Origin of the sequence: Candidatus Didemnitutus sp., assembly GCA_019634575.1 — a bacterium.
Lineage (GTDB): Bacteria > Verrucomicrobiota > Verrucomicrobiia > Opitutales > Opitutaceae > Didemnitutus.
This window is the reverse complement of sequence record JAHCAY010000001.1, coordinates 2023836-2049444: the sequence shown is the minus strand read 5'-3', so window position 1 is coordinate 2049444 and position 25609 is coordinate 2023836. Positions and strand designations below refer to the sequence as shown.

General features: G+C 65.3%; 21 protein-coding genes and 1 tRNA gene. 3 read left to right on the top strand and 19 right to left on the bottom strand.

Annotated elements, in window-relative coordinates:
- Position 1: 1 nt before the first annotated feature.
- Complete coding sequence (locus tag KF715_08745) at positions 2-451, bottom strand: 6-carboxytetrahydropterin synthase (protein MBX3736762.1); 450 nt, start codon at positions 449-451, stop codon at positions 2-4.
- A gap of 4 nt (positions 452-455) precedes the next feature.
- Positions 456-1856, bottom strand: coding sequence for an oxygen-independent coproporphyrinogen III oxidase (hemN, locus tag KF715_08740; protein MBX3736761.1), 1401 nt, complete (start codon positions 1854-1856; stop codon positions 456-458).
- A 121-nt stretch (positions 1857-1977) separates the two neighbouring features.
- On the opposite strand from hemN, the gene KF715_08735 reads away from it, so the two are divergent.
- Entirely contained in the window at positions 1978-2949 is a 972-nt protein-coding gene (locus tag KF715_08735; GenBank protein ID MBX3736760.1) for a metallophosphoesterase, read from the top strand.
- Positions 2950-2965: 16 nt separating this feature from the next.
- Here KF715_08735 and KF715_08730 read toward each other — a convergent pair whose 3' ends face one another.
- The 4 genes from KF715_08730 to KF715_08715 all read right to left on the bottom strand — a co-directional run bounded on the left by KF715_08730 (position 2966) and on the right by KF715_08715 (position 7626).
- Positions 2966-4927, bottom strand: coding sequence for a hypothetical protein (locus tag KF715_08730; GenBank protein ID MBX3736759.1), 1962 nt, complete (start codon positions 4925-4927; stop codon positions 2966-2968).
- A gap of 138 nt (positions 4928-5065) precedes the next feature.
- Positions 5066-6304: a cysteine desulfurase gene (locus KF715_08725; protein MBX3736758.1), complete on the bottom strand. Its 1239-nt coding sequence runs from the start codon at positions 6302-6304 to the stop codon at positions 5066-5068.
- Between the two features lie 6 nt (positions 6305-6310).
- Positions 6311-6763, bottom strand: a complete 453-nt coding sequence (locus KF715_08720; protein ID MBX3736757.1) for an SUF system NifU family Fe-S cluster assembly protein — start codon at positions 6761-6763, stop codon at positions 6311-6313.
- Between the two features lie 227 nt (positions 6764-6990).
- Complete coding sequence (locus KF715_08715) at positions 6991-7626, bottom strand: DsbA family oxidoreductase (protein ID MBX3736756.1); 636 nt, start codon at positions 7624-7626, stop codon at positions 6991-6993.
- Between the two features lie 190 nt (positions 7627-7816).
- On the opposite strand from KF715_08715, the gene KF715_08710 reads away from it, so the two are divergent.
- On the top strand, positions 7817-8077 hold the full coding sequence (locus KF715_08710) for a hypothetical protein (protein MBX3736755.1): 261 nt from the start codon (positions 7817-7819) through the stop codon (positions 8075-8077).
- 100 nt (positions 8078-8177) lie between these two features.
- Here KF715_08710 and KF715_08705 read toward each other — a convergent pair whose 3' ends face one another.
- The 3 genes from KF715_08705 to KF715_08695 form a co-directional block, all read right to left on the bottom strand.
- The gene (locus KF715_08705) at positions 8178-9164 is read right to left on the bottom strand and encodes a hypothetical protein (GenBank protein ID MBX3736754.1); all 987 of its coding nucleotides are present in this window, start codon (positions 9162-9164) and stop codon (positions 8178-8180) included.
- Between the two features lie 102 nt (positions 9165-9266).
- Positions 9267-11297: an FAD-dependent oxidoreductase gene (locus KF715_08700; protein ID MBX3736753.1), complete on the bottom strand. Its 2031-nt coding sequence runs from the start codon at positions 11295-11297 to the stop codon at positions 9267-9269.
- A gap of 61 nt (positions 11298-11358) precedes the next feature.
- Positions 11359-12945, bottom strand: a complete 1587-nt coding sequence (locus tag KF715_08695) for a DUF2235 domain-containing protein (GenBank protein ID MBX3736752.1) — start codon at positions 12943-12945, stop codon at positions 11359-11361.
- A 249-nt stretch (positions 12946-13194) separates the two neighbouring features.
- On the opposite strand from KF715_08695, the gene KF715_08690 reads away from it, so the two are divergent.
- Positions 13195-13282 (top strand) — tRNA-Ser (locus KF715_08690).
- A 153-nt stretch (positions 13283-13435) separates the two neighbouring features.
- Here the strand turns inward: KF715_08690 and KF715_08685 are convergent.
- The 10 genes from KF715_08685 to KF715_08640 form a co-directional block, all read right to left on the bottom strand.
- Positions 13436-16999, bottom strand: coding sequence for a hypothetical protein (locus KF715_08685; protein ID MBX3736751.1), 3564 nt, complete (start codon positions 16997-16999; stop codon positions 13436-13438).
- Positions 16996-17472, bottom strand: a complete 477-nt coding sequence (locus KF715_08680; protein MBX3736750.1) for a hypothetical protein — start codon at positions 17470-17472, stop codon at positions 16996-16998. The genes KF715_08685 and KF715_08680 overlap by 4 nt, the downstream gene beginning before the upstream one ends.
- Entirely contained in the window at positions 17469-19268 is a 1800-nt protein-coding gene (locus tag KF715_08675; GenBank protein ID MBX3736749.1) for a phage BR0599 family protein, read from the bottom strand. The genes KF715_08680 and KF715_08675 overlap by 4 nt, the downstream gene beginning before the upstream one ends.
- Entirely contained in the window at positions 19265-21292 is a 2028-nt protein-coding gene (locus KF715_08670) for a hypothetical protein (protein MBX3736748.1), read from the bottom strand. The genes KF715_08675 and KF715_08670 overlap by 4 nt, the downstream gene beginning before the upstream one ends.
- A complete protein-coding gene (locus KF715_08665) occupies positions 21285-21449 on the bottom strand; it encodes a hypothetical protein (protein MBX3736747.1) in 165 nt (54 codons plus the stop codon). The genes KF715_08670 and KF715_08665 overlap by 8 nt, the downstream gene beginning before the upstream one ends.
- Before the next feature lie 29 nt (positions 21450-21478).
- Positions 21479-21997, bottom strand: coding sequence for a hypothetical protein (locus tag KF715_08660; GenBank protein ID MBX3736746.1), 519 nt, complete (start codon positions 21995-21997; stop codon positions 21479-21481).
- A gap of 7 nt (positions 21998-22004) precedes the next feature.
- Positions 22005-24248 (bottom strand): hypothetical protein, encoded by a 2244-nt coding sequence (locus KF715_08655; protein MBX3736745.1) that lies wholly within the window; start codon positions 24246-24248, stop codon positions 22005-22007.
- Positions 24242-24460, bottom strand: a complete 219-nt coding sequence (locus KF715_08650) for a hypothetical protein (protein ID MBX3736744.1) — start codon at positions 24458-24460, stop codon at positions 24242-24244. Before KF715_08650 ends, KF715_08655 begins: the two co-directional genes overlap by 7 nt.
- On the bottom strand, positions 24460-24978 hold the full coding sequence (locus KF715_08645; protein ID MBX3736743.1) for a hypothetical protein: 519 nt from the start codon (positions 24976-24978) through the stop codon (positions 24460-24462). Before KF715_08645 ends, KF715_08650 begins: the two co-directional genes overlap by 1 nt.
- Positions 24979-25047: 69 nt before the next feature.
- Positions 25048-25590, bottom strand: coding sequence for a hypothetical protein (locus KF715_08640; protein MBX3736742.1), 543 nt, complete (start codon positions 25588-25590; stop codon positions 25048-25050).
- Between the last annotated feature and the right edge of the window lie 19 nt (positions 25591-25609).

Here is a 25609-nt window from a genome sequence, read left to right as displayed (position 1 = left end):
ATCAGGCCGAGTATTCGGCCCAGCTCGAACTGGTCTCGGTGACGCGGATACGTTCCACGCGGACGTTCGGGCCGATGGCGTAGTGGCCGCTCGCGGTCGGCTCGGGGAGGCGGCGGGCAAGCTCGTCGAAGATGGCCTTCGCCATCACTTCGGTGGTCGGGTCGCGGTCGGTGAAGGGAACGATCCGCTCGCCGTAGGCTTTCTGGAAATAGGCGAACTGTGGGTCCGAGGTGTTGATCGCGAGCGCGTGATCCCAGCGGCCGAGAAACTCGCCGAGGATCAGCTTCACCGCCTTGAAGTCGCAGACCATGTCGTTCGCGTCGAGAGTGTCGGCGACGAGCACGACCTCGATCTTGCGGCTGTGCCCGTGCGGGAAGCGGCACTTTTCGGGGTGTTTCGAGAGCAGGTGGCCGCTCTCGATTTCGAAAATTTTGGCGATGCGGTAAGGCATCCGGTCAGACGACTTTCGAGAAACCGGTGCGCTTCTTCTCGAGGTGCGCGTCGAAGCGCATGCCGAAGATGCGGAGGAAGAGCTGGCCGAGTTGCGTGATGGTCACGCGGCCGGGCGCGCGCTCGATCAAGCCGTCCGCCTCGAGATCGCCGAGCGTGGCCAGTTCGGCGGCGTAGGTTTGCTCGAAGTCGAGGCCGAGCTTTTTCGACAGTGCGGCAAAATCGAGGCCGCGCGCGCACATGATGTCGGAGATGATGGTGCGCCGACGCTTGTCGTCCTCGGAGAGGAGGTAGCCGCGCTCGATGGGCAGGCGGCCTTCCTTGATCGCGGTCTCGTAGTCGGGGAGTTCCTTGTAGTTTTGCCGGAACGAGCCGTCGGTCTGCGAAATCGAGGACATGCCGAAGCCGTAGAGCGAGGCGCCGGCGCGCGTCGTGTAGCCTTGGAAATTGCGGTGCAGCGTGCCCTCGGCGAAGGCGATCGCGAGCTCGTCCTGCGGACGCGCGAAGTGATCCATGCCGATGGTGGCGTAGCCGGCGGCGACGAGCTTGTGCGACGCGGTCATGAGCATCGTCAGCTTCTCCTCGGTGGACGGGAGCTGCTGGCGCTGGTCGAAGATTTTTTGCGCCGGCTTCACCCACGGCACATGGGCGTAGCTGAAGACGGCGAGGCGGTCGGGATTGAGGCCGATGACCTCGTCGACGGTTTTGCTGAACGACTCGGGCGTTTGCAGCGGCAGGCCGTAGATCAGGTCGACGCTGACGGATTGGTAGCCGGCCTCGCGGAGCCAGTCGATCGCCTGCTTCGTCATCGCGAGCGGCTGCCAGCGGTGGATGGCGACCTGGACCTGCGGATTCGTGTCCTGCACGCCGAGCGAGGCACGGTTGCAGCCGAGGCGGCGGAAGGCGTCGACGTGCTCCTTGGTCAGGCGGCGCGGGTCGATCTCGACGGAGATCTCGGCGTCGGCGGAGAATTTGAAATACTTGTGGATCGTCGCGGCGAGGCGGTCGATGTCGGCCGGCGGGAGGAAGGTCGGCGTGCCGCCGCCGAAGTGCAGCTGCGTGACGGGGCGGCTGAGGTCGAGCAGCGGCGCGGTCATCTCGACCTCCTTGATCAGGAGATCGACGTATTCCGTGGCCGAGGCGCGGCGCATCGTGATGACCGTGTTGCAGCCGCAATACCAGCAAAGCGACTCGCAGAACGGCAGGTGGAAATAGAGCGAGAGCGGCGTGCTGGCGTCGGCGTTGTCGCGGCGGATCTCCTGGAGCAGAGCGTAGCGGTCGATCTGGTCCGAGAATTGCGGCGCGGTCGGATACGACGTGTAGCGCGGGCCGGGAATGTTGTATTTCCGGACCAGCTCAAGCGCGGGTTCGATGGAGGCGGGGACGGTGTAGCGTGGAGACACCATAGTGGGGAAAGGGTAGACCAGCGCCCGGCGAGTGGCTGCGCATCCGTTGTCGTTTTTTGGTCGGGGTCGGTCGGGCTTGGGGATTGCGACCGGTGTGAGGAGGCGCTTGCGTGTCTTTTCGATGAATCGCCGCGATTTCCTCCAACGCAGCGGGGCGCTCGCCCTCGGGGCCACGACCGGCCTTCTTTCCCCCGCCACGGCGCTGGCGACACCGCCGAATTCCCAGCGCCAACGCGTGCTCCGCGCGGCGCACTTGACCGACATCCATGTCCGGCCTGATCAGCCGGATCTACAGCATCCGGCCGCGGGGATGGCGGAGGCGATCCGCCACGCCCAAGCGCAGACGGACCGGCCGGAGTTGCTGCTCTTCGGGGGCGATTGCATCGGCGACGCGCTCTACACGCCGAAGGACGAAGTGCTCGCGCAATGGGATGCGTGGGACCGCGTGTTTTCGGCCGAGGTGAAGACGTCCGCCAAGCTGTGTCTGGGCAACCACGACATCTACGGCTGGGCGCACCAGGATCGCGCGGCGGCCGAGCGCGATCCGGCGTATGGCAAGACGCTCGCGCTGGAGCGAATGGGACTGAAGGACCGCTATTACTCGTTCGATCAAGCCGGCTGGCATTTCGTGGTGCTCGACAGCATGGAGCCGGATTATCCGACCGACCACCACTACATCGCACGCCTCGATGAGGCGCAATTTGCCTGGCTGGCGCGCGATCTCGCCGCGACTCCCGTCGCCACGCCGATCTGCGTGCTCTCGCACATCCCGATTTTCAGTGCGGCGGCGTATTTCGATGGGCCGCGCGAAAGCGGCGCGGATTGGGTGGTGCCCGGCGCGTGGATGCACATCGACGCGCGGCGCATCAAGGATCTGTTTCACCAGCACCCGAACGTGAAGGTCTGCCTCAGCGGCCACCTCCACATGGAGGACGATGTCACCTACCTCGGCGTGCGCTATCTCTGCAACGGCGCCGTGTGCGGCGGCTGGTGGAAGGGCAAGCACCAGGAATTCAGCCCGTCCTACGCGCTGCTCGATTTCTACGATGACGGCAGCGTGGAGAACACGCTGGTGAACTACCGCGGCGCCTGAGCGGCGCGGCGGAGACTCAGCGTTCCGCGAGAACTGCGACGGATTCCGCCGACGCCGGTGCGTGGGCTAGCTCCGACTGGGACGCCGGACGGCGCAGTCGGGCGGCCTCGGCATCGGTGATCGCCCCCGGGGCCCAATTAGGCAGGCGGGGACGTGCGCGGCGCTCCACGATGTTCACGAGGGCGTCGACCGCCTCTCCGAGCGCGCGGGAGTTGGCTTCGAGTTGGGCGGCGTTCGCGGCGGCTTCCTCGGCGTGTGCAGCCTCGGCTTGGGTGACCTTGTCGAGTTCGCTGACGGCCTTGTTCACCTGGGCGATGCCCTGGTCCTGCTCCTGCGCGGCCTCGGTGATCTGCGCGACGAGCTCGTTGACTTCGCGGGCTTTGCCGGTGATCGCGGTGAAACCTTCGGTGACTTTTTTGGTGATCGCGACGCCGTCGCGGCTCTTGGCGATGGAGTCGTCGATGCGCTCGGTCGTCTCGCGGGCGGCGGCGGCGGCGCGCTGGGCAAGGGTGCGGACTTCGTCGGCGACGACGGCGAAGCCCGCGCCGGCCTCGCCGGCGCGGGCGGCTTCGACGGCGGCGTTCAGCGCGAGGATGTTCGTTTGAAACGCGATCTCGTCGATGGTCTTGATGATTTTCGCAATGTTGTCGGAAGAGGATTGGATGGCGTCCATGGCGCGTGCCATGTCGCCGATGTCCTGCGAGCCGGACTCGGCGGCGGTGCGCATGCCGTCGGCGAGTTCCTTGGTGCGGAGGACGCTCTCGCTGTTGTGGCGCGAGGTGCCGGAGATTTCCTCGATGGTGGCGCCGATTTCCTCAAGTGCGGCGGCCTGTTGCGAGGCGCCGCGGGCGAGGGTGTCGGAGGTGCTGTTCACGGCGCGGGCAAGTTCGCCGAGTTCGGTGGAGCGCGTGGTCAGGCCGGCGCAGAGCGAGCGCAACTGGATGTTGATGCCGCGGGCGATCCACCACGTCGTGCCGGAGGCGACGAGCACGAGGAGCGCCAGCGCGCCGAGGCCGCGGTATTGCTCGCTTTGTTTTGCGGCGATGCGGCGTTGCAGCAGGCGATCGAGTTCGGTGGCGCTTTTCGCCCAGAAGGCGAAACTGGCTTCGTGCGCTTCGCGGCCGGCGGCGGCGAGAGTGGCGGCGGTCACGGTGGAGTTGCCTGCTGCGAGGCCGTCCACTTGTGCGATGAAGGCGTCGAGGGCGTGGTGCCAGGTGGCGGCGGCGGCGTTGAGTTCGGTGGCGAGGGACGGGCTGACGCCGTAGAAGTTCGCATCCTCGTTCAAGGTGGTCGCGAGGTCGCTGTCGATGCGGGCGGTGTTCACGTCGCGCAGCATGGCGGCTTGCACGAGGGCGTCGCGTTGGGTGCCGGCGTCGGGTGTGCCGGTGCGGAGCGCCGGGACGAATTTCGCGGTGACGGTGGCGATGCGTTCCTGGAGTTCCGGGAGAACGCAGAGCGTGACGTCCATCAGGTAGTAGCTGTCGAGATCGGGATCGAGGATGAGGTTCGAGGTGTCGCCGCCGTGGGCGATCAGGCCGCGCACATCGGTCATCAAGGCGGCTGTCGCGGCGACGTTGACCTGGCCGGTGGTGGCGGATCGCCAGCGCTGGCGGATCGCGGAGGGTTCGAGGGCTTCGCGATGGCGTTGGGCGAGCCCGGCTGGGGTGAATTGGAGTGCGTCGCCGTGTTCGCCGAGGGCGGCGTCGAGGTCGGCAAAGGCTTGGTCGATCGCGGATGACTCGCTCGGGGCGACTTCGCCGGCGGCGGTCCCGATCTGAGCGCGCCCGGCGAGGCGCAGCAGGGTTTCGAGCGGGCGCTGGACGGCGTTGCCGCGGAGTTCCTGTTGCGCGAATTCGATGTGGCCGTGGATGCCCTTGGCGAGCAGCCACACGGTGAGTGCGGTGAACGGCACGGCGAAGACCAAACCGATGAGGCCCAGGCGCCGATTGATTCGTTGGTTTTGTATCGAGAATTCCACGATGGGAGGGGGAGTAAATCCCCTATCGGCCGGCGGCATACCCAAGTTAAACACAAAACCCATCGTGGCTTGCGCAAGATATGCGCAGGTGTTTCTCCAGAGGAGGCTTTGCTGGCGGCGCAGCCGGCCCAACGTGCTTTAGCCGGCGAAAAACTTCAGGATGCGCTGCAGCGACGCGGCGAGGCGGTCGATCTCGGCCTCGGTATTATAGAGGTAGAAGCTGGCCCGCGTGGTGGAGGCGAGGCCGAGCTTGCGCATGAGCGGCTGGTTGCAGTGGTGGCCGCCGCGAAGGGCGATGCCATCCTCGTCGGCGAAGGTCACCACGTCGTGCGCGTGCACGTGCTCGAAGGCGAAGCTCACCAAACCGCTGCGCGGCGCGCCGACGCGCGGGCCGATGATACGGATGCCGGGCAGCGCGGAGAGTTTTCCCATCGCGTAGCGCGCGAGCTGGTCGTCGTGCGCGGCGATGTTGTCGCGGCCGATGCCGTCGAGGTAATCGCACGCTGCGCCGAGCGCGATGGCGTCGGCGACGTTGGGCGTGCCGGCTTCGAAGCGCTCGGGCGCGGGCTTCCAGGTGGCGCCTTCGTAGTTCACCTGCACGACCATGCCGCCGCCGGTTTCATCCGGGGCGAGTTTATCGAGCAGCGCGCGGCGGCCGTAGAGGACGCCGATGCCGGTGGGGCCGCACATCTTGTGGCCGGAGAACGCGAGGAAATCGCAGCCGATCTCCTGCACGTCGAGCGGCATGTGTCCGATGGATTGCGCGGCGTCGATCACCGTGACGGCGCCGACGGCGCGCGCGCGGCGGCAGAATTCCGCGGCGGGATTGATCGTGCCGAGCGTGTTGGAAATGTGGGTGAACGCGAAGAGCTTCACCTGCGGCGTGAGCAGCGTGTCGAGTGCGGCGAGGTCCGGGCCGCCTTCGCCGTCGACGCCGAGGAGCGGCACGTATTTCAGCGTGGCGCCGGCGGCCTTGGCGGCTTGTTGCCAAGGGACGAGGTTGGAGTGGTGCTCGAACTCGGTGGTGAGCACGACGTCGCCGGGTTTCAGGTGCGCGTGGCTCCAGCTGCGGGCGACGAGGTTGATGCTCTCCGTGGTGCCGCGGGTGAAGATGATCTCGGCGGGATCGGCGGCGTGGATGAACTTCGCCACACGCGCGCGGGCGCCTTCGTAGGCGTCGGTGGCGCGCATGGAGAGCGCGTGGAGGCCGCGGTGGACGTTCGAGTTGTCGCGCTCGTAGTAGCGGACGAGGGCGTCGATGACTGCGCGCGGTTTCTGCGAGGTGGCGCCGTTGTCGAGATAGACGAGTGGCTTGCCGTTCACCTGTTGGTGCAGGATGGGGAAGTCGGCGCGGATTTTGGCGAGGTCGAGGGACATCAGCGCTCAGTCCTTGTGCGTTTCGGTGGTCGCGTCGGCGGGGTCGTTTTTCAGCGCGTTCAGCGCGGCGTGCCAGCCGAGGGTGGCGCACTTGATGCGCGCGGGGAAGGAGTGCACGCCGGCGAAGGCGGCGAGGTCGTTGATTTCCTCGGGTGGTTCGCCGGTGGTGACGATGTGATGGAACTGGTCGTAGAGTTGCTGGGCCTCGGCGGCGGTCTTGCCCTTCAGCTGCGTCGTCATGAGCGAGGCGCTGGCCTGCGAGATGGCGCAGCCGGCGCCGTCGAAGCTGATGTCGGCGATGCGGTCGCCGTCGAGCCGGAGGAACACGCTGCACTGGTCGCCGCACGTCGGGTTGTCGCCGTGCGCGACGCGGTTGGCCGTGGGCAATTTGCCGCGGTTCCGCGGGCGGCGGTTGTGGTCGAGGATGACGGACTGGTAGAGATCGGTGAGATCGTTCATCGGCCGGCGAGTGGAGGGCCGAAGCTAGTCCGGGTGTCCCGGTTGGCAAACAGAGTTTCCGGTGTATGACCGGTCGCCGGAATTGGTGGGCGTCGACGTCCCCGGCGACGCTGTGCGAGTGGGCTGGCAATCGTCGCCGCCGGGACGTCGGCGACCACCTCTCTCTGTGACGGACGGAGACGCGCACCGCTGTGCGCGCGAGAGCGGCGGCCGGTCGCGGCGGCCGCTTACTCGGCGGACTTCTCCGCCTCGGCGAGCGCGCGCTGGAAAACCTCGGGCGGCTGCGCGCCGGAGAGCGCGAGCTTCTGGTTGAAGATGAAGAAGGGCACGCCGGTGATGCCTTGCGAGGTCATTGACTCGGCGAGGCCGCGCACACGCTGGCGCAGGCCGTCGTTGGCGAGCAGCGCGGCGACTTGCTCGGCGCGCAAGCCGTGCGGCGCGGCGAGTTCGGCGAGCACGGCGGCATCGCCGATGTCGCGGCCTTCGAGAAAATACGCGGAGAAAATCGCATCGGCCAACGCCCGCTGCGCCGCGGAATCCTGAATGGCGGCGACGAGGATGTGTGCCGAGAGCGTGTTGGGCATCGTGCGCACCTTCGCGAAATCCAGCGCGATGCCGGCGTCGCGGGCGGCAGCCTCGACGCGGCCGAACATCTCTTCCGGCTCGGCACCGTAGCGTTCGCGCAAGTAGTCGCGCAGATCCGCTCCCGCCGCGGGCGTGTCGGCATTCAGTTGAAAGGGATGATAGCGCACCTGCGCGTCGCCGCCGCTCTCGGCCCGCGCGCCGAGCACCGCCGCGAGGCGGCGGCTGCCAATGAAGCACCACGGACAGGCGAAGTCCGAAACGACGTCGACGGAGAGCATCGGGCGAAGCAATCCGGACGCATCGGATTCGCAAGTGTCGGCGGCGCGGTTTCGCGGCCGGACTGGAACGCGCCGTTCGGACTGATGCACCGAGTGGGGCACGATTCGCTGCAAGAAATCCGCAAGGCGGTCCGTTCCATGGAGGTCGGACCCGAACCGAGTCCGGATTCAAACTCCCACCTGTATCCCCATGAAAAAACTGACCATCGCATTCGCTCTGTCCCTGCTCACCACCGTGCTCGCCCTCGCGGGTCCGGTCGCCAAAGACGCCAAGGAAACGCCGGCGCGTGACAAGCCGGCGGCGAAGGAAAAAGGCCCCTGCGAAAAGGAACGCGAGGCAAAGGAAAAGGAGTGCAAAGAGAAGCTCGGCACCGGCATGGCCGCCGATGCCTGCAAGAAAGCCGCCGAACACAACGAGAAGAACTGCAAGGCAGCCGAGGAACCGAAGTAATTGTCGCCGCTTTCCGCCCGGTCGCGGTGCACGGCCGGGCGGGAAAGCGCAACCGTCCGACCGTGCGGAGATCGACCGCACGCGCCATGCGGGCTCCTCGTTACGGCTTCGTGGCGGCTCGCGAACCGCCGTGGACTTGGAGGCGAAAGCCGGTCAGCCAGCGCGCGTCGTCGCTCGCCAGGTAACGAGTCGCGAGCTGCTCGCCGAGACGGATGCGGAGTCGCTCCTCGGCGCGCGCGGCCAGCACGCGGTTCGACAGGCCGATCTCGCGTGGTTTCTCCTGATCGATCCAGAACTGCTCGCGAATCCACCACGCGTCGAGCGCCGTGGTGTTGTCCACGTCCTCGCCGAGTGCGTCGTGCATGCGCGCGAACTTCGGCTCGGCGGACGCAAAGTAGATGGCGAAACGGTCGTCGCCGATCAGGTCGCGGATGCGGCGGCGATGATCGAGGACCACGTCGCGCTGGCCGGGACGCAGACGCGCGCCGTTTTCGCCCGCCGTCGCCTCGAACTCGCGCTGCCAGTCGTAGATTGTGCGGCGTTCGTCGTCCGTGAGCGGCACGTTCTCGAAGTGGCGCGCGGTCCTTTGCGCGGAGAGCGAGTTCATCAGGCGGAACTCGCCGAGCTGGTCGTAGTCGAGCGTGCGCAGGACGGCGCGCTGCCAGCGCGCGTTGACGGCGAGCAGTGTTTCGCCGCGGTGCTCAGGATCGATCTCGATGCCCGTGGCCGCACGCAGACGCGCGGCGCGGATGCGTGGGATGAAGGCACGATCGACGTCCTTGATCGCGTCGATCTGCTCCGGTCGCAACCAACCCCAGGCGCGCGAGACGTCGACCTCCCAGATGGTGGCGAGTTTCGGGGCAAACCAACTGAGTTCGTCGGCGGTTGCTCCGCGTCGGCGCAGGCGCGCGAGGCTCGCGTCGGTGTCGTCATCCGCGCGGAGCGCGCGCCAGAATTCGTTTTCGCGATCGAGCCGGCGTATTTCCTCGGGCGTGAGGAGTTTTTCTTGTGCGATGCCAATGGTGAGCAGCAGCAGCACCGCGGTGGAAAACGAGACGCAGCGGCGGGCGATGATTTTCGGGAGCATATCACGGACGTGGCCCGCGTCCGCCCGGGTTGATGGCAAGGCGTGGCTTTGTTGTCTACGTCCGACTCGCCGGAAACCTGGGCGCTGTCTCGCGAAAGCCGCTCAGCGCTCGGGGACGGGCGTGGCGTGGAGGAGGCGGGCGATGAGTTTGCGGGCGCGGACGAGGCCGACGATGCGGCGGCTGGCGGGGTCGGCGAGGACGGGCATGGACTTGTAGCCGTGTTCGCGGAACGCCGAGGCGGCGAGCAGAGCGGTGTCGGTCGCGAGGATCGCCGCGGGCGCGGCGACCATGAATTGCGCAACGGGCGTGTCGGCCGCAGCACCGTTGCCTTGGACGTGCAGCAGGTCGGTGAGCGTGACGATGCCTTCGAGGCGGTCGCCCGGTCCGGCGACGAAGAAAAGGTCGTTCGTCGATTCCGCGAAGTGACGCGTGACGTCGCGCAGCGGCGTCGTGGGCGCGAGGAACGGCTGCGGCGCGGGCTCGATGAAATCGGCCAGCGCGAGCGCGCGCAGCGTGGCGACGGCGCGCGGGCGTTCCTGCCAGAAGGCGCCCGAGCGGCGTGTGATGGCGGCGGTGAGCGCGGCACGGAGCGGTGTGAGGGATTTCGAGATCGTGCTGAAGACGTGTCGGCCCATGACGACGACTTCGACGACGCTGCGCGCGCGGACGGAGGCGGTGCGCGGCTGGTTGTTGATGAGCGCCTGTTCGCCGAAGAAGCTGCCGGCGCCGAGCACGGCGATGATTTCGCCGGCGGGATTTTCCTGGGTGGCGCGAACAACTTCGACTTCGCCGCTCTCGATCACGTAGAAGGCGGATGCGGGTTCGCCTTGGCGGATGATAAAATCGCCCGGTTCGTAGTGTGCGTGCGTGACGCGCTCGGTGGTGTCGGTGCGGATGTAAGCGAGGTCGCGCGGGAAGAGCAGCAGCCACGCCCAGTCGGCGCCGACCTGGATGCGGCGGCCCCACGACGGCATTTTGAAAAGATAAACGCCGCGCCACGCGAACCATGCCCAGAAGCCGCTGAGGCGGAGGCCGAACAGCTCGGCCACGGCGCTGTGGCCGCCGATCGAGCAGAGCTGGCCGAGGACGCGGAAGGCGAACGGGCGCGTGGGTGTGCCGAGGAGGACGCGGGCGACGTTTTGCGCGCATTGGCGGCCCTGGCGTTCGGCGAATTGGCCGGTGGGCGGGGAGAGTTGGCGGTCGAGCGCGTTGACGATCAGCGCGCAGTCGCCGACGGCCCAGGCGTTCGTGCGGCCGCGCAGGCGGAGCTCGGGCTCGGTGAGCAGGCGGCCTTTTTCCTTCGGCGCATCCATGCGCTCGATGAATGGCGCAGCGCTGCTGCCGATGGTGCAGACGATGGTGCCGCCGCGGACGAAGCCGTCGCCGGTGCCCACGCCTTCGCCGGTCGCGAGCGTCACGCGGCAGTTCAGACGGATCGTCACGCCGGCGGCGGCCATTTTTTCGCGGGCGAATTCGCGCAGCGAGGGGCTGATTTCCGGGAGCAACTGGTCGCGCGAGTGGATGAGCGTGATGCTGACGTCCTCGGGCCGGATACGGTGGAAGAAGCGCAGCGAACCGCGCACGAGGTCGTTGATCTCGCCGGCGGCCTCGACGCCGCTGTAGCCGCCGCCGACGACGATGAACGAGAGATACCAGCGGCGTTTTTCCGAATCGTCGCAGACTTCGGCGCGTTCGAGCTGCTGGAGGACGTGGGTGCGGAGGACGGCGGCGTCGCCGACGGTTTTGAGCGGAAACGCATGGTCGGCCATGCCAGGCACGACATTGAGATTGGAGACGGCGCCGGCGGCGACGACGACGTGGTCGTAGCCGAGACGCGCGGGCGAGCCGTCGTGCGCGATGAATTCGATCTCGTTGCGCGCGAGGTCGAGGTGGGCGACCTCTTCAGTGCGGCAAATGACGTCGGGCAGGAGTTGGCGCAGCGGCACGATGACGTCCTGCAAGCTGAGCGAGGAGCCGACGGCGTCGGCGAGCAGCGGGCTGAAGACGAGGTGGTTCTCGCGGTTGAAGAGGATGACGTCGGCGTCGTTGCGGCGGAGTTCGCGGCGCAGGGTCTGCGCGCACTTCACCCCGCCGAAGCCGCCGCCGATGATGACGATGCGAGTGCGAGGCATGCGCGTGGAGAACGCGATGGTGCGCACGGCGCGCGATTTGGCAAACGCGGGCTGCGGGGCATCAGTTCACGCGCGTGATACGGAGCGAGACGCTGCCGCGGTTGTTTTCGTAGAAGCCCCAGGCGTCGTTCGCGTAGGCGAAGAGGTAGCCGTCCTCGGTGGGTTTGATCACGAGCGGCGCGGGCGTGCTTTCGCCGATGAGGAAGGTTTGGTGCGGGAACGGAGAGCCGTCGGGCGTGGGGTTGACGCCGTTTTGTGGGCCGTCGTTGGCGATGGCGCCGATGAGGGAGAACCACGGCCAGGCTTCGTGGCGTTTGGTGCCGACGAAGTTCACGCCCGGGTTTTCCTTCAGTTTGTTGACGGCGTTCTCGATCTTGCCGAGGAAGCTGCTGGCGAGGTGGGCAACTTCGCCGAGGTGGAATTTCCGATCGGCGGTGCCGCCGGGGCCGCAGGGAACGTCCTTGTCGAGCCACTCGCCCGTGGCGGTGAACGTGTAACTGGCGCCGGCTTCGATATAGAGGCCGGTTTCGTTCCAGGCGTTGCGGGCGTAGATGTTGATCGGCTCGCTCGTCTCGCCGATAGCGAGGGCGACGGTCGGGTGATGGTAGGGCGATTGGGTGATCGGCGGCGAGGCTTCGCGGGCGATGGCGCTGGCGTGATAATGAGGTGAGGTAGGCGTGAGCTGCGGACGGTTGCGCGGGCGGGATTGGAGATGCTCGAAGCCGCCGGAGTAGGAGTCGTGGAGGACGCCGCGATGCGTGGGCTTGATTTGCTCGAGCATGTCGGCGCGGAAGGCGAGGCCGGCGACTTGCGCTTCGTCGATCATCCATTGGAGCGCGCCGTCGGAGAGGCCGCAATCGGCGTAGCCGCCGCCGACGTCGCAGTGCGCGCCGGGGAACCAGAGCTGTTTCACGCGGGCGGGGCCGGCGGCGGTGTCGGGTTCGTTGAGAACGTTGTCGGCCGCGTCAGTCCAGAAGGTCGGCGTGAAGCTCGCGCGGACCTCGTCGATCGCGACGGCGTGGCGGGCGAAGCGGACGTGCGCGCCGAGCGTGGTGTCGTGGAATTGCCACTTCTGCGGGTTATCGAAGAGATTGAGCACGGCGAGGTCGTCGGGGATGCCGAGTGCGCCGACGGTGTCCCACACGCCGACAAGTTGGATCGGCACGCGGCCGGTCACGGGATCGACGGCATGAAAGGCCCAATCGGCGGGGACGTGGTCGGTTTTCTCGTAGGATTTTTCGTAGACTTGCTCGACGCGCTCCCAGGCTTCGGCGTGGGAGAGACCGGTGAGGTCGAGAAGACCGCAACGGCCGATGAAGCCGCCGAGGCTGCGGGCGGTGAAGGCGCCGCGGCTGAAGCCGAAGAGGTAGATCAGGTCGCCGTCGGCGTAGTTGTTCGCGAGCCACGCGTAGGCGCTCATGATGTTCTGGCTGATGCCGGAGCCGTAGGCGCCGCCGGCGACGCGTTCGAGCTTGGAGCCTTCGGTGCCGACGCCGGTGTGGTAATACTTGCGCTGCTCGAGGCCGGCGGAGTCGGTTCTCGCGAGCGCGTTGTGGAGACGGACGACGTTGGTGGGGGCGGGGATATCGTTTTGGCGCTGGTCGGGGGTGTTCCAAGTGCCGTCGCAGCAGACGATGAGCTTTTTCATAGGCGAGCAGTGGGTTGACGTGGGGACGAAATGAGACCGCGCGCGGAGATTCAGGGCGCGGCGTCGGTTTCGCAGGGGTATCGTGGAGTGGCGCGTGGCCCGAAACGCCGGGCCGATCATCCGGGTAACGCTCGGTCACGCGAGAAACTTTCGGGAATCGGCGTGTGAGATACGCGTAAAACAGCTTCGTAGGAATTTCCGTTGACCGAGGCGCGGGCAGTCCGCTTAGTCCACGTTCCCTTGGTCACTGGAGAGGTGGCAGAGTGGTCGAATGCGCGCGCTTGGAAAGCGCGTATACCGCAAGGTATCGGGGGTTCGAATCCCCCCCTCTCCGCCATCTGGCAAGTCGTGCCTGTAATTTCCAGCCCGGTTTAAGAAGAATTCCAACGGGTTTGAGAAACAAGGCCCTTTGGAGAGGGGGGTCCGGGGGAGATTTGGCCGCCGTGCCTGGCTGATGCAAAGAACGCGCAGGGGCTTTCAGCCGCCCTGCCTAGCCATTGAAACAGATCACCGTCAGCACGCCTCGAAGGTTACGAGCACCGCTGTTCAGGAACCCGCCCCCGGAATCCGTCCCGCGCACGCCAAACTGGATATTGTCGTCGCCGTTCAGCTCGCCGAGGTCCGACCCGGCAACGAGGATACCGTGCGTGCCTACTGACCCGTAGCCGCCCGCCGGCTCGATCTGCAGGCTGTTCGGGACGTAAACCCAAGCCCCGAATGAGCCGTCCGAAAACGCATGGCGCCACCACAGAGACACGTAGTGGTCAACCGAACCCGTGAAGAGCAAAAGAAACATCGCGTCTGGACGGCCATAGCGATCACGAGCGTAACCGCTGCCCGTCTTCCAGCCGAAGTAGGTCACAATGCAAACCGGGTTGGTAGAATCGACGTAGTTCGACTCAGAGGCGCTCTGCGCGGTGACCGCCGGAAACGTGCTGTCCTCGTGGCCGTCGCCGTCGCGATAGTAGGCGGCGCCGGTGTTGATCTTCGCCGCGAACAGTGAGACGAGCGCCGAAATCTTACCCGCTGTGATCTTGTCGGCGGAGAGGTTGGCGACCTTCTCGTTCGTGACAATCAGGTCGGCAATGTTTGCGGTGTTGGTGATGATCTCGTTTGCGCCGACTGCATAGGCGGTGATGCACGCGGCGGCGAAGAGACCGGCGACCAAAGAGTTCGCCGCCACCTGATAGGTGCCATCGATCTGGCCCAACAAATCGCCGGTCGGGACGGCCGCCGTCCACACGCCGCCGGAGTAGCGGTAGAGTTTACCGTCCGTCGTGTTGAAAAACATCTTCGAGCCCGTGTAGCCGACCGGGTTGGGCAGCGCCGCTCCAAGGCCCGGAATTTCCAAGCCGGGCACGATGTCCGACAAGTCTACGCCCGCTCGAGTCGTCGCCGCAAACGGTCCGGTGACCGCGCCGTATCGGTTGTTTTTTCCGACCGGACGCAGCCAATAGTAGCGGGTCGTGTTCGCGGCGAGGTTGCCATCGGAAAGGAACGCGGCGGTCGGCGCGCCGCTCGCACGACCAATGGGAAACGGCACCGCGTAGCTCGGCAGCGCCGGCTGCACGTTGACGTTCGCGGCGAACACGTCGACGCGCGCCATCGGCGTGTTGGTCGGCCAGGCAAACTCGAGAAAGATCACCCCGAGGCCAGGCGTGCGCGTGAGCGTGACGATCGAGTCAGGCGTGACGCCGTCGTCCGTGCCCATGCCGGTCGCATCGCCGACGACGAAATCGGCCGTCGCGACCTCCTTAAAGCCCGAGCGCTCGTCCCAGGCGCGCACGACGATGCGCCACGTGCCGGCGTGCGGCCAGACGAACGGCGCCTTGAAGTTGTAGAGCGCCTTGTCGTCGGGTGCGACGTCGCCTCCCTGGATCGTGAACTCCGAATCGATCACGCCACCGACGATCTTCGCGGCGTTGATTTGGTAGCGCATCAGGTCGCCGTTCACGTCCGAGATCGAGCCAGAAACCAAGTAGGACGCCGACGCCACCATGCCAGCAGGCAGCGCATTGATGACGATGACGGGCAACTCGTCCGCGCGATCGCGGAAGTGATACACGAGCGGCTCGACGTCGGCGAGGTCCAGCGTCTTCGCCAGCGTGTAGGGCTGCAGCTTGAAGTAGCGGTCCTGGTCTTCGATGAAACGGCGATGCGTGAGCGCGACCAGCTCGTCGCGATAGACGATCCAGACCGGCGTGCCGTTCGCGGCGGCCTGCGCGAGCGTGCCCTGGCGAGCGCGCAACACCGTGAGGTCGCGATTAAAACCCGCGACGGCGATCGCGCCGATCGACATGACTTCCTCGCCCATCACGAGCAGCAGCTTGTCATTCGCGCGGTCCTCGTTGCTCATCGCCGCGATGCGGTCGGCGTCGAGGTTGTCGTTGTCGAGCGTGATGTAGATCGTCGCGTCGTTGTTCGCGGCCGCCGCGCGCAGCACGCCACGCACTGCCCACGTCGTCTGCGTGCCGAGCGGGTCGAAGCTGCCGCCGTCCGCCGAATACCACGCGTTGTAGCCGATCACGCTCTTCGCCGTCACGGCCGTGTTGTTCTCGTGAACCGACTTCGGCCGCTTTGCGAGCAGCGCGATGTAGATGCCGAGCGGCGTGCCGGCGAGGTCCGTGCTCAGCTCGAGCACGCGCGCCTGCAAAATGTCAGTCGGGATCGTCGAGCCGAGGCCGGGCTGCAGGTCCGCGGGCGGCACGTAGGGCGCGGGGAAAAGGCCGCGCTCGGCGACGTAGCTGATCGTGACGCGCGTCGAACGATAGGCCTCCGAAATCTTCGCGATGCGCGACACCTGGTCGAGTTGGTAAGGAAACCAATCCAGGTTGAAATTGTCGCCCGCCTGCAGCGGCGTGCCATCGGCCCAAACGGCGCGCGGCCGACGCGCGTCGAACCGTCCGCTGCTCGGCCCCTTCGCGGCCGTGCGTGCGCGTTCCGCGGCGTAGGCGCGCGCCTGGTCACGATCGACGATCGCGAGCGCCTGCACGTTTTCCGGCTGCACGCGCGCGCGCGAACGCGTGCTCGCGCGCGAGACGCCCTTCTCCACGTCGCGCCGATACTTCTGCGTCCGGTCGCAAAACGTAACCGTGACCTTGTTGACCGTCTTCGACGGCGTGGGCGCGCCGATCTCAGGATCACCGACGATGTCGTGATGCGACAGCTCGGTGATTCCTGCAGGAACGACGCCGTCGTGCGGAAAATAACCGGGCACGATCTTGCCGCCCTCGATGCGCGCCCAACCGTCGAACAGCTCGAAGAACTCCTTGAGCACCTCGCGCAACGGACGGTCACGATCGAGATACGGCGCGTGACGACCAGCGGAAGCGATCACGAGATCGGAGAGCGCTTCCCACTGCGCGGCCGTGACGACGCTGTTCGCGGCCTTCGCACCGTAGATCGGATGCAGCAGCAGCTCGAGCGCGCCACCGACGAGGCTTTCGCCCTGGTCGCTGTTCTCGAATGAAAAATTTCCCACTGGCGGCTTCGGCGCGCGACGCAGCCACAGGCGCGGACTCGGCGCCGACGTGCTCTGACCGAACGCGACTCGCTTGCCGATGAAGACGCCCTGATGGCGAAACGCCGGAATCTTCCGAGTCGGGTCGATCGCGCGCAGCGGCCCGAGCACGATGTCGTCGACGGGCTGGTCCGCGCGTCCCCAATAAAAATAGAACGTGCCGACGCCGGTCGCGATCGTCGCGCGCCAGTAGTCCGGATGCAGAGGGTTCGTCGGCCGCGTGATCATCCCCTCCCACACGATTTCCTTGTTCAGCTCGAGCTTCGTGATCGCGTCGACGAGGCCGACATTCGTCACGCCGGCGAGGTCCGCGTAAACTTCGTGGCCGGTCGTCTGCGTTTTCTTTCCGACCTTCTCGCGGATTTCTTTGTATTCGACGTTGAGCGGTTCCTTGATGACCCAGCGCACTGGACACGGCCGCTCACCGATGAACCACGGCAACACGACCGCCTTCTCGTTCGATGCGAGATCGCTCGAATCGATGCCCGCGACCTTCGGTGTCGGGCTCGGCTTGCTGGAACCGCCAAAGCTCATGCGGCGTCCACCTCCATCAGGCGCATCACGTAGAGCACGCGCGCCGCGAACTTCGCGTCGTTCAACTTCGTGCGCACGACGCCGACTTCCTCGATTGCGTGCACGGCCTCGTCCCAGGGATTGACGCTCGCGAGGTGATGGTCGACGCGGCCGCTGCGCAGGCCGATCAAATCGCCGGGCGCGAGCTTGCCGCTCGGAGCGACCATCACGAAGCGGCCGGCGAGCTGCGGGTGCGTGAGCAGGAAGAGCAGCAGTTGCGGCCGCGTCGAGTGCTTCGCGTAGTCGAGCGAATACGCAGGCAGCTCGAGGCGCGGGATTGCGCCGACATTGGCAAAAATCTCGTGCTGCAGATTAACGCAGTCCACGCCGTGGCCGTGGCTCGCCGCGTGCGCGATGAAGGGCGTCCCGAACCAGCGTTGCTGTTCGGTCCAGAGAGCGGCGATGCGTTCGTCGGTGTTAAACCACGGTTTCATTTCTTTCCTCCGGTCATGTTCGATTCGCGCTGCGGCACAGAAATGTTCTCGTCGCCGACTTCGGGATGGCCGCCGTAGTTGTCGGTGTTGCCGAACGCGTCGCACTCCGTCCATGTGCCGCTGCAGGAGCGGCGAAACGTGACGACGGTTCCGACCACGGCGCCGCGAAAAGCGCGATCGAGGGTGAGGCGCTGCGTGCCGCCGCCGAGGTCTTCGCTGCGGATGATGTCACGGCCTTGCCACGTGAGGCCCGCGCCCATCTCCGCGTCGCCGCCGGCGAACAGATCGTCGGGCAAAGCGCCGATCGGATTGCTCGTGACGGCGATCGTCACCACGGCGTCGGCAATCGCGGTGATCGTGCCCTCGCACGTGTAGTCCGCGATATTCAGCATGCATCCAGGGTTGCTGCAGAACTCGTGCTGGCAGCTTTCCTGCACGAAGAACGACGGCACTTTGATATCGAGCTGGCCGCCCATCACGGACGTCGGCGCGGTGAGCTTGCGCCCTTTGCCGGTGGGCTTGTCCGCGATCTCTCCGCTGTAGCGCAGGCGCGGGATCGCGCCAGTGACCTCGGGCCGATGCTCAAAAATATCGATCGCGAGCGGCGCCTCGAGGCGGCTCTGCAGAATCAGCATCCACGGGTGAGAGTCGGTCACGAACGACGCGAGCTTCACCGGGTCATCATCGAGCATGTAGCCCTGGCTCAGCTTATCGTGCTCGATCTTGAACGGGTAATAGGTGACCGGCACGCCGTCCTCAGTCACCGTGATCGGCCGTGCGTAGTCGGTGTGACGCCACACGACCGGACCCACAGGCACGCGCAACGTGTGGCGGTAGAGATACGCGCGCGCGGCCTGCGCCGGCTCCTCGCCCGCGATCTCGTCGACTTCCCACGGCACTTGCCAGAGCGCGATCGACACGCTCGCGACGGCGCCGGTGATGTAGGTCAGCTCGAGCTTGTCGCTTGCGAAGCGCACCTTCGTCTCGTGCGGCGTCGCTGGGTCGTCCGCGCCTGGCTTGAACCACCACGGCATCGAGAGGGACTGCGTGCGACCTTGCGCCTTCTCGAACAAACCGAGAAGCGTGCGAATCTGATCGCGAGACGAGAGAAGGAAACGCGCCTCCTGTCCCCACTTGAACGCGACCTCCTGGTTCTCGACGCCGCGCTCGCGACCCGCGCCGAGCTGCACGTATTCGCGGCCGGTCTCCGAACGATCGATGACGTCGGTCCACTCCGGCTCGAGCGTCGCCGGCCAGGTGTCGATTGCGACGTCGGCGTTGATGCGGATGCGGTAGTCCCACGGACCGTCTTCCTCGATCGCGATGCTCGCGTCGGCGCCGGCGTCCTCGCTGAACGGCTTCAGCTCCGGCTGCTCGACGAAGCGGCCGACGAGAAACGGCGCATACTCGAGCACGGGATCGAGCACCGCGTCCGCCGCGAGGATCGTGTTGTCGGACAGGCGCAGCAGATAGTTGCCGGTATGGATGCGGTCGGCCCACTGCGCGCCGGTGAGGACGTCCGTCCAGATCGGCACGAGGATGAGCGTGTCGCCGAGATCGGCGAGCGCGGCACGAATGGCGGCCGCTTCCGCGCCCGTCGCGAAGAGATAGGCGCACGACTGGCGCAGACGCATGTCCGGCGCGTGAGGCTCGCGATTTTCGCGGCCGCTGCCGCCGCTCACCAGCGTCGTCGAAAACGCGTAGGTGATCGCGAACGAGCCATCCTCGCGCACGTTCGGCACGTTCAAGAAGAGCGCGAGATCGCGCCCCAGGTGATTGACGATCGGGAAGCTCATGACGGGAGCCCGAAAAAGCCCGGATCGCCCGCGATCATGTCGCGCACGACCACCTTGAAGTTCGCGTCGTCACGGAGGCGATCGACGATCGAGCGATCATCGACGAAGAAGTTCTGCGACGGCTTTTCGCGGCGCATTGCTTGCGTGAGACCGCCGCTCGAGCTGAGAAGCGGAGCAACCGCGGAGACGCGCGTCGCCGGCGTGGCGCTCGGGACGTTGAGCGCGGCGACCTGCTCGAGCGACATGCCGGCGTTCATCGCGTTCAGTCGATCCACACCGAGCTGAGCCATTGCAGGGGCATTCAGCACGCCTTCACGGCCGTGCACGACACCCGCAATTTGATGCGTGGGATAGTCGCCGGTGTAGCCGCCCGCCGAGAAGCCGCCGAACATCGCCATGACCGCGAGCAGCGCAGCGATACCGAGCACCGCAGCCGCACCGAACGATGCGACGCTCGAGGTAGCAGCGGCCGGTGCCATCGCCGCCGTTGTCGCAGTGCCTTCCGCCGTGGCGGCCGCTACGCGTTGCGCACGCAACCCTTCGCCGACGACGTGCGTGCTGATCATGCCCGTTTTGATCAGCGTCTGTGTGATGAGCCACTGCACGCCCATTTGAATGATCGTTTCGAGGACCGCCTTCAGGATCGTCCCGCCGAGCTGCAGCATGACGTCGCTGAACGACTGCGTGCCGGTGATCCATCCGTAGATACCCTCGGTGATTCCGGACACCGCCGAACCGAGCGTGCTGCGAATCATTCCGGCGGCCTGTTCGCCCTTCGACCCGAGATCGGTCACCCAATCCATCGCGCCGGCCTTCAAACCTCCCGCCACCGACATTTGATTCGGGAAGAGGTCGCGCTTCTGCATGTCGCCGTCCGGCGCGGTGAACGCCTCGAAGCGATCGCGGCTGCGCTCGTAAGCGGTGCGACCCGGAGCGATCGAGTTCTGGACGGACTTGATCTGCGCATCGTAGGACGCGAGTTCGTTCGCCTTCTTCTCCGGCGTCTCGCCCGCAGAGGTATCGAGCGGCATTGCCTCGCGCAGCTTTTTGATCTGCGCGATCAACTTGATCACCGTCGCCGCCGCGTAGTTACCCCAGAACTTTTTCTGTGCGTCGCTGAATTGCGGGTTGTTCACCAGCGCCTCGTTTTGCACCGCGACCAGCTTTAGCTGGTCCTTGAGCTGGATGAGCGCCTCCTTCTGATCGCGCACACGGCGCAACGATTCGGCTGAGCCGGTGATCGCCTTCTTCTCGTCGAGGTCGTCGCCATATCCCATCGCGGCGAGCAACCCGCCACCTTCGGTCACGATCTTCGACTTGAGAATGTTCTGCCCGGTCTGGATAGAATCGAGCAGGCCGTGAATCGCCGAGGTGCCGCGAGCTTCCGCGCGCGACGACGCGTCAGACACGGAATCGAAACCATCCGTCGCCAGTTGGTTCAACGCCTCACGCATGCGCGGCAGCGTTTTCGTGCCGACGATTTCGCCCAATTCCTTCCAGGCGGTCGCGCGATCGTCCGCACGATCGACGGCGCGCGCGAGCGCGAGGAAACGATCCTCGACGGTCATCACCTGCAGGTTGATCGGATCGAGGCGCAGCGAGCGAAAGAGCGCCGCCGCCTGGCTGTCTGGCTTGTCGATCGCTTCCGTGATAGCACGGCCGCTGTTCTCGATCGCCATATTGAGCGCACCGACATCGCCGCCAGCGAGACGAACGAGGTCACGCAGTTTCTGATAACCCTCGAGCGACACCTCGAGATTGCGGCTCGTCTCGAAGGTTTCGTTCGCCTCGCGAATCGATGCGGTGACCGTGCCGATCGCCATGCTGATCGCGCGGCTCGTCGCGTTCACGGCGAGGCCCGCGCCGAACAGATTCGAGAATAGATTCCCGAAACCGCTCTTCACCTCACGGCCGGTCAACTCGGTCTCCTGGCGCAAACGACGCATCTCCGTCTGCGCTTTGACGAGATCGTCGAGGCGCGAACGGATATCGATCAGGAGGTCGAGTTTGTTGTCGTCAGCCATTGTCGGTGTCGGCGTTGAGCAGCTTCAGCAGATCGCTTTCGCGGCTCTTGAAGTCGGTGTTGGCTTTCGGGTCTAGCGACGCGGGGATCGCGAGGCGCAGGGCTTGCAGGAACTGCAGCTCGCGGCGGGCGTGTTCACGTTCGGCGTCGGCGCGCAACTCGCAAAGCTGGTGCAGCGTGAACGCATCTAGGACTTCGTCGAAGGTGTGGCCGGTGAGGCGGACGGCGTTTCTAATGAGCGCAGCAATTTCTGCATCTGCTCGAAGACCGGCGCGAGCAGCGGCTGCATGATCTCTTCGCCTTTGAGCGTGATTTCTCCCACGAACTTTTTCGCGGCGATTTGGCGCTCCGCCCACTTCGCCGCGCGGGAAAAATTTTGGCGTTCGGCGGCTTTGTAGAGCAGCTCGTGCGTTTCGTCGTGGAGGTTGTCGGACCAGCCTTCCTCGACGGTTTTCCAGGACGGCGCTTGCTCGCCCTCGTCCTTCGTGAAGATCGAGCAGACGAAATCGAGCAGCTCGGGTTCGTGATCGGCGAGGCGCAGCACGCGGCCAAGGTGACGCGTCGGCATCGCACGCACGCGCACGGGCGGAAGCGTGTTGCCGGCTGCATCGCGCGGGAGCGGGTGCTGCTCGTCCGTGCCGTCGAAAACTTCGCCGGCAAAAACGATCTGCAATTTGGTGGGAGCGGTGAGTTGTTGTGTGCTCATGGTGACCCTAGATGACGGTGTCGTTGTCGCTGACCACGACCGTGGCTTCGGCGCCGGAGGAATTGCTAACGCTCCCGACGAAGTGATTTCGCTTCACGAGAATGCGGTAGGAGCCGCCGTAGATATGGACAGGCGTGCCCGTGCCCCAAACCGTGTTCTCCGTTATCACCTGCGTCGCATTGCCTGTGCCAGTGCCTCCCTCGCAGGTGATCGCTCGGCCGCCAGCGATCCGAATGCGGTTGCGCGTGCAGACGATTCCGCGACCAAGTGTGATCGCCTGGTCAGCCCCGAGCATCGTAATGCGATTGCCGGAAAATTCCGTGTCGGTGTGCGGCGAATACCCAGAGCTCACGAGGATCGCATTCACGCCGGACGGCCCAGTCGCCATCTCGATTTTGTTGTCGTTGACCGTCGTCGCGGTGAGGGCCGTCTCCGCGAAAATCGCATTCGAGTTAGAGCCGGTGGTCGCCGTGTGCTTGATTCGGTTGCGCGAGATATCGAGCTTCGTCGCACCATTGTTGATGTAGATCGACGTGCGCGCTGTGGACTGCAGAAAGTCGTTGTTCGTTACCGCGACGCCGGCGACGCCGCGACCGAGGCTCATGCCGGTATCGACGAAAATGTTCGAGTCGATGATCGTCTCGGTGATTTTGCCCGTGGCGCCGCCCGAGGTTAGATTGAGCGTGAACGTTCCGGAGCCGTAGCAGTGATTCCGCGAGAAGATCACTTTCGACGGAGAGCCGTCCGATGTAACCATAAACATCGGTCCGTTGGTGCACGCAAAGAACCAGTTATCGAACACGTCGACGTAGCTAGAAGTCGTCGCGAGCACGCCGCCGATACCGCAGCGCGTGCCATCGAACCAGCTATTCTTGATCGTGATGCGGCCGTAGTTGGTCGCGCCGCTCATGTCTGAGAGCGTGACTGCGCCGTCATTGTGCGTGGGCCACGTCGCCGAGAGCTGGTTCGTGTTCTCGAAGCGGCAAGCGTCGACGATCGTGTGTTGCCAGGCGGACACGTGAATCCCGTTGCCGCCTGTATTGGAAAAACGGCAGCGCGTGATTCGTAGATCGGCGTTTCCGCCAAAGATACCCTCGGAAGGACTGTTCTGCACCAGAAGGTCGGTCGCCTTTCCGCGGGCTCCCCAGAGCACGACGTCCTGGCCGTGATACCAGGATGCGAGCGTTGTGTTGTTCGCTCGATTGCCGTCGATCGTTCCATTTCGCACGTGCACGTCGTTCGCGTGAGTGCTTCCGGTGAACGTGTAGCTCGTGACGATGCCGACGATCACGCGAGTCACCGCCACGCCGGACGAAAACGTCTGCGAGAAATTCGACGTGCAGGTGATCGTGTTGCCGACAACGGATGAAATTTTGTAGGAAACGAGTGCGTAGGAACTCGAGTTGCCAAACGAAACGAACTGGCCGGCGGCGAAGCCCGAGGCATCAGTCACTGTGAAGGAGTTCGTCCCCGAGGTGACGTTTGAGGTCGCCGTAGTCGAGTATTGGTCGGCGCGTTTGATGGTCGATCCGTTGAGGTCGAGCGTCTGTCCATCCTTCAGCTCAATCGGTTGCTTTGTGGTGTAGGTCTGTCCGGCGCGCAGAACGATCGTCGCGTTCGCGCCAGCGGCAGTGATAAACGCATTCAGCGCCGGACCGTCGTCGCTTGTGCCCGTCGCAGAGTAGTAGAAGGCCGTTGTCGGGTAGCCGTTCGCGGCAACAGTCGTCAAATCGGTGTCGAGTGGCTGCTTCGCATCGAGCGCAGTTTGGGTCGCCGTGCTGATCGGTTTGTTCGCGTCACTCGTGTTGTCGACGTTACCGAGTCCGACCTGCGATTTAGTGACGCTGTGCGGATTGCTCGTGTTACTCGTGTGAGCCGTCAACGCGCTGCTGTCCGCTTTCGCGTTCAGCGCCGTCTGAGTCGCGGTGCTCACGGGTTTGTTCACGTCGCTCGTGTTGTCGACGTTGCCGAGGCCGATCTGCGCCTTCGTGACCGAGTGCGGATTATCCGTGCGCGCGATGTGCGTCTGCGCGTCCGCGCTGGTGGTCGCGGTGCCTTCGCTCGCGATCACTTTGCCCGTGCCGCTCGCCTGGATTGTCGTCCCGTTGCCGGCAGTAAGGCTCTCGGTAAGCTGGCCTTTCTGCGAGCCAGAGGTGTATTTCGTCACCGGCCCGGTGCCGGCGTTCTGCGCGTGGAGCGGCACGCTCAGCGTGAGCGCGGCCGCGAAGAGAAGAGAGAATTTCTTTAGCATTGGATGAAGAGAATCGGGTTGAGCAGTGGATGCCGGTTGCACGGCGCGACGGTGCCAGGGCGTGACTCCTCGGCGGTGTCGATCGCGACGCGGTAGAACTTCAGCTCGTTATTCACGAGGCCCGGCAGGATTTTGTTCACGTCGGCCACGCTTGCGGATTTCGACGCGAGCTGGTCGAGCGACGTGAACAGCGGTGTAAAAGCGCCGTGCATCAGAGCTGCACGAACACGACAGGGTTAGTGTCGGGGTCGAAGTTGAGCGGACGCACGATGCCAGGGAGGTCAGCCTCGTCCGTGCCGGCGCGCACCTGGTAGCTCTTCAGCTCACCATTCACGGTGCCTTGAAGAACCTTGCCGATATCGCCGGCGTTGGCGTTGAGAGAGTCGAGGCAGTTGCCTCCACCCGTGAGATTGACGAAAGCGGGCTGGAATGATGCGGGCATGGTGATGCTGGAGAGCGCGCTGCCTGCGATTGCGACTGCGCCGACAGCGGTCGGCGTATAGCTGCCGATCTCAGCGGCCTCCGGTTCCGTCGCGTCCGGCATGTAGCCGGGCAGCGCTTTGGCCGTGGGCGCAGTGTTCGACATCGACTGATCGCGCGCGATGGATTCGGGCTCGGTGTTATCCGGCGTGACGCCTGCAATCGCCTTCGCCGTGGGTGCAGTGTTGCTGGGCGTGTAGGTCGCGCTCAGATCGCGCGCGACGGGCGGAGTGTTGTCGAAGTCGGGCATGGTTCGCAGTTACGCGGCGGTGAGTGCGCGACTGCGGCCGCACGCGCGGCCGCAGTGCGGCGCGGTGAATCAGGCGAGCGTGCCCGTGTTGAGGGTGCTGAAGAGCACGTCCCACTCGATGTCGACGTCGACGGGCTTGTCGCCGAACCCGACGTCGCCGGAGATTTTGCCGGAAACGTAGACGTCGAGCGTGTTGAGGATTTGGTTGTCCTCGCCGTATTGCTGCAGCTTCAGCCAGCCCTTCACGCGGTGATTGCCCTCAAGCGGATTGTATTGGCCGCCCGCGGTCGGCGAGGTCGGCAGCTCCGCGGTGCCGAGCAGCATTTGATAGCTGAGGTTCTGCATCTCCATCAGCTTGCTCTTAATCTTCAGGCCGCGCGCCGTGGTGATGATGTCTTTGAGCACGCGCATGCCAGGCGAAGGCGCCATGAACTCCTCTTCTTTGGAGTTCGGCGCGATGGCGTGATCGCCTTCGCCGAGATCGATCCACTTCGGATCGGCGGCGCCAGGCTTGTGCGTGCGATCGGCAGTGCCGTTGTCCGGCACGGTGTAGGCGGCACCGTCGAGGAAGAAATACGCGTGCGCGCCGATGACTTTACGTTGGAGGTTCATGTTCGGTTTTGGTTTTGAG